Consider the following 3,550-nt stretch of genomic DNA (forward strand, 5'->3'; position numbering starts at 1 on the left):
TTTGGTTCGGTTTTACTATGTCGTACAACGGTCAAGTGTATGAGCAGTAGCGGATTTAAAAGTACAAACCTTTCAGTTTAGCACAAAGTTTATTAAAGGCAAAGACCTTCGATTTACCACTTCACCCGCTATTGCTTATACACAATGTTGTGCGTTCGCCCTTTATTTTTAGTCGGTTTAGTCAATTTTCAAAGGTAGGATTTTTTAGGGTAGGGAAGGCACTCTCTCTTGCAAGTTTTGGTCAAGAGTAGGCTGGTGCGACTTGCAAGAGTGTGTGCCTTTGTGTCGGATTAACTTGCACAGCAACTTAATTTCGATACGTCTTTTCCGAAAGTTATTGCTGCTAATTTGATGCCTTCTCCCAAAGTCAAATAAGGGTAAAAACTGTCTGCCAAGTCTTTTACAGTTATTCCGTATTTGATTGCCATACTTAATTGTTGGATAAGCTCTCCACCTTCGGGTGCGACTACTCTTGCACCTATCAATTTATCCGTTTCGGTGTTGCGAATAAGTTTGATAAATCCCCTTGTGTCATTTGCTGCAATGGCTCTCGGTACGTCTTTCAATTCCAATTTTGAAACTTCAAACGGAATGCCTTTGGATTCTGCCTGTGCTTCGTCCAAACCTGCACCTGCAATTTGTGGGTCAGTAAAAACCACCCAAGGTAAAGAAGAATAATCGGCTTTGTTTTCTGTTCCTGAGAAAGCATTTTCAACGGCAATTTTACCTTCATAGGCTGCTGTATAAACAAATGCGGGGGTGTTAGCTACGTCTCCTGCTGCGTAAATGTTTGATAGATTGGTCTCCATCTTCTCATTTACTGCAATATGACCACTTTGGGTGAGTTTCAAACCAATGTTATCTAATCCCAATTGACTTGTATGGGGTTTTGTTCCTGTGGCAATTACTACCTTTCCTTTCTCTACAATTTGCGTAAATGAACCATCAGGGCATTTACAATGAATTATCGTTTCGTTTCCGTTCTTCTCGAATTTCACGGCTCTGAAATTGGGTAATATTTCAATGCCTTCTTTTCGCATTTGGATTTCCAATGCTTCGCTGATGTCAGGTGTTTGTGTTCGCAATACTCGGTCGGTAAATTCTATGATACGAACCTTTACACCCAAACGATTATAAGCCATTGCAATTTCCAATCCGATGTAACCTGCTCCCATAATAGTCAGACTTTCAGGTTTTTCTTCTAAATCGAAAAGAGAAACATTGGTCAAGTAGTCAATTTTGTCCAATCCTTCAATATTCGGAATGTTGGTAGTAGCTCCTGTGGCAATTAAAAATTTGAGAGCTTTGTATTCTTTGGCATCTACCAAGATAGTTTTGTTGTCTTTGAAAGTTGCCCAACCTTTTAACAAAGTCAGGTTTTCAAAATCGCTCACCACATCCATATACTTTTTCTCTTGAAGTGTGGCTACTAATTTTTTCTTGTCTTTGATGATTTGAGCGAAATCAATGTCAACGCCTTTTGGTTTGATACCATCAAAATTGGAATGGGTAGCGTGATAAGCCGTTTCGCCTGCACGAATTAGATTTTTGGAAGGTACGCAACCTACATTGACACAAGTACCGCCAAAGTTTAAACCACCGTTTACCATTAAGATCGATAAACCTAAACTTTCGGCTTTGATTGCAGCCGAAAATGCAGCCGAACCACCACCTATAATTATTAGGTCGAATTGGTTGTTGCCACTAATTCCATTTTCTGGGATTTCACTTTTTACACGATAGTTTTTTGTACTGTTGATGGTGTTGATGATTTCTTCTTTGCTGGTTTTAGTAGGGTCAAAAGAACATTCACAAGTGGCTTTTGGATAGCTCACATTGGCTTCTTTTACGCCTTCGTTCTTGGTGAGCAGTTTTTCAATGCCTGTGGCGCAATGGTCGCAGGTCATACCTGTGATGTCAAGTTTTACGGTTTCTTTATTCATTATACTTTCTTTTTTTGAGTTTCTTTAATGATTTCAGCTTTATAGCCTGTCTTTTCAATAACCTTGATGATGGCATCAGGATTTGTTTTCTTCGGGTCGTATTGGATGGTTGCCAAATCGCCCGGATATTCCACCTTATGTTCCATTATGCCGGCCACTTCTTTTAGGGCATTTGAAATATGGTTGGAACAACCTGCACAAGTCATTCCCGTGATTTTTAGTTTCAAGGTTTTACTTTCTTGCTGGGTTGCATTTTCCGATTGTGCATTACTGTCAATTGGTTTGCAACATTGAGCATTGACCTGAGTAATTCCAATTAGGAACAAAGCACTCAATAGAATTAAATTCTTTTTCATTGTGTAATTATTTAATTAAGTTCTTAAATATGAGAGGCAAAAAAATACTATTTCTTGCCAACCACTTTGTAACCTGTACCGTTGATGGCTTCTTCAATTTGAGCTAAACTAACTTTGGTTTGGTCAAATTCTACTTTGGCAGTTGCTTCTTCATAAATCGCATCTACCTTAACAATGCCTGGCAATTTGTTCACATCATTTTCTACGTGTGAAGCACAACCATTGCAAGTCATTCCTTTTACATCAAAAGTTACGGTTTGAATGTCAGTGGCATTGACGATTACAACTTCCTTGTTGTCGTTTGAAGGATAGAAAATGTGTGCATAATTTGGAAAAGCGAGCATCAAGGCTGCAAATACGGTTACAATTCCCAAAAATGTTTTGGTCTGCATAAAAGGTTTCTTTTCGTCTTCTTCGCAATCGCATTGGATTTCTTTCGCTGTTCGTGGTTTGAGTTTCTGATACCAAGCAAAGCCCAATACCAAAACGGTAATGCCGATAAGATAAGGTCTTGCTGGTTCCATCCACGAAAATGTAGATGCCACTCCTGATGCTCCCGAAATAAGAGCCAATACAGGTGTTATGCAGCAAAGTGATGCTGCTACTGCCGAGAGCACTCCCGCTCCGACAAGTCTGTTGTTTTTCTTGTTCATACTGTTTCCTTTTTTGAATTGTTAATTATGTGTTTAAAAAATGGTCGAAGTAAAGTCAGTTGCTCTTGTTTCAAAGAGTAGAAAATGGTTTGTCCTTCTCTTCTCCCTTCAATGACGTTTCCGTCTTTTAGTTTTCTGAGGTGTTGCGAAACGGCAGGGATGCTCATTCCGAGAATGTCTGAAAGGTCGCAAGGGCAAAGTTCATTTTCTTCTTCTAAGAGAAATAAGATTTTCAACCTTACTTCGTTTCCTGCCAATGCTAAAAGTCCACTCAGTTGGGTGAATGCTTTGTCGTTGGTTTGCAGTATTTCTCTACAATTGTCTATTTGAACCTTGTCGGCAAACACTCTGATACACGATTGATTGTTTTCCATAATTTTCCTGTTTAGGATTTAATAACGCAACAAAGATACAAACAGTTTTCTTATTTAAGCAAATGCTTAAATAAAGTTTTCAACAAGTCCTTATTCAGCGGTGGATGATTTAGCTCTTTTGGTTTTTTTAGGGTTGGCTTTTGTGTCGGCAAAAACCAAATGTGCTAAATGTGCGGTGGGTTTTAGGGTGACGCACAACGTGCCGCGTATTGGCGATGGGCGGG

General features: G+C 39.3%; 4 protein-coding genes. All 4 read right to left on the bottom strand.

What is annotated here, in order from left to right; all coding sequences use genetic code 11:
• Positions 1–290 precede the first annotated feature (290 nt).
• From merA to HMPREF2660_RS04465, 4 genes are read right to left on the bottom strand one after another with little or no spacing between them, the layout of a single operon-like run.
• Positions 291–1,943 carry a mercury(II) reductase gene (gene merA, locus HMPREF2660_RS04450; RefSeq protein ID WP_070485808.1) on the bottom strand — a complete coding sequence of 551 codons (1,653 nt, stop codon included), beginning with the start codon at positions 1,941–1,943 and terminating at the stop codon, positions 291–293.
• The gene (locus HMPREF2660_RS04455; protein WP_070485811.1) at positions 1,943–2,299 is read right to left on the bottom strand and encodes a heavy-metal-associated domain-containing protein; all 357 of its coding nucleotides are present in this window, start codon (positions 2,297–2,299) and stop codon (positions 1,943–1,945) included. Before HMPREF2660_RS04455 ends, merA begins: the two co-directional genes overlap by 1 nt.
• A 47-nt stretch (positions 2,300–2,346) precedes the next feature.
• Positions 2,347–2,952, bottom strand: a complete 606-nt coding sequence (gene merTP / locus HMPREF2660_RS04460; RefSeq protein WP_070485813.1) for a mercuric transport protein MerTP — start codon at positions 2,950–2,952, stop codon at positions 2,347–2,349.
• A complete protein-coding gene (locus HMPREF2660_RS04465; protein ID WP_058699658.1) occupies positions 2,949–3,326 on the bottom strand; it encodes an ArsR/SmtB family transcription factor in 378 nt (125 codons plus the stop codon). Before HMPREF2660_RS04465 ends, merTP begins: the two co-directional genes overlap by 4 nt.
• Between the last annotated feature and the right edge of the window lie 224 nt (positions 3,327–3,550).

The sequence above is a fragment of the Weeksella sp. HMSC059D05 genome, from assembly GCF_001809725.1.
GTDB lineage: Bacteria > Bacteroidota > Bacteroidia > Flavobacteriales > Weeksellaceae > Weeksella > Weeksella virosa.

Coding starts and splice junctions, on each gene's coding strand:
- merA (WP_070485808.1), bottom strand. CDS start 1,943: ATGAATAAAGAAACCGTAAAACTTGACATCACAGGTATGACCTGCGAC.
- HMPREF2660_RS04465 (WP_058699658.1), bottom strand. CDS start 3,326: ATGGAAAACAATCAATCGTGTATCAGAGTGTTTGCCGACAAGGTTCAA.
- HMPREF2660_RS04455 (WP_070485811.1), bottom strand. CDS start 2,299: ATGAAAAAGAATTTAATTCTATTGAGTGCTTTGTTCCTAATTGGAATT.
- merTP (WP_070485813.1), bottom strand. CDS start 2,952: ATGAACAAGAAAAACAACAGACTTGTCGGAGCGGGAGTGCTCTCGGCA.